Source organism: Mesorhizobium sp. M2E.F.Ca.ET.209.01.1.1 (genome assembly GCF_004010375.2).
Taxonomy (GTDB): Bacteria; Pseudomonadota; Alphaproteobacteria; order Rhizobiales; family Rhizobiaceae; genus Mesorhizobium.
The window spans coordinates 1-291 of the sequence record NZ_SADP02001168.1 but is presented as its reverse complement, the minus strand read 5'-3'; the positions used below and the strand labels follow the sequence as shown (position 1 = coordinate 291).

Here is a 291-nt window from a genome sequence, read left to right as displayed (position 1 = left end):
TCGAGTTCGCGATCTGTGCGGACGGCCTTCATGTCAGGCCGCCAGCACCGCGGCCTCGACGATGTCGAGCGCCCGGTCGAGATCGGTCTTTGAAATGACCAATGGCGGCGAGAGTGTCAGCACGTTGCCCTTGCTGACCTTGAAGCTCAGTCCCTGTTCCAGGCAGGCATAGAAGACACGTTCGGCGAGGTCGCGTTCCTGCTGGCGCGAGGCGCGATCCTCGACCAGTTCGACCCCGACCATCAGCCCCCTGCCCCTCACATCGCCGACATGGGGCGAACGCGCCATCAG

At 64.3% G+C, this 291-nt stretch carries 1 protein-coding gene; it reads right to left on the bottom strand.

Annotated elements, in window-relative coordinates; translation table 11 throughout:
• Positions 1–33 precede the first annotated feature (33 nt).
• A partial coding sequence (locus EN852_RS39585) for an aminotransferase class III-fold pyridoxal phosphate-dependent enzyme (RefSeq protein WP_135879957.1) occupies positions 34–291 on the bottom strand: 258 nt, incomplete at its 5' end.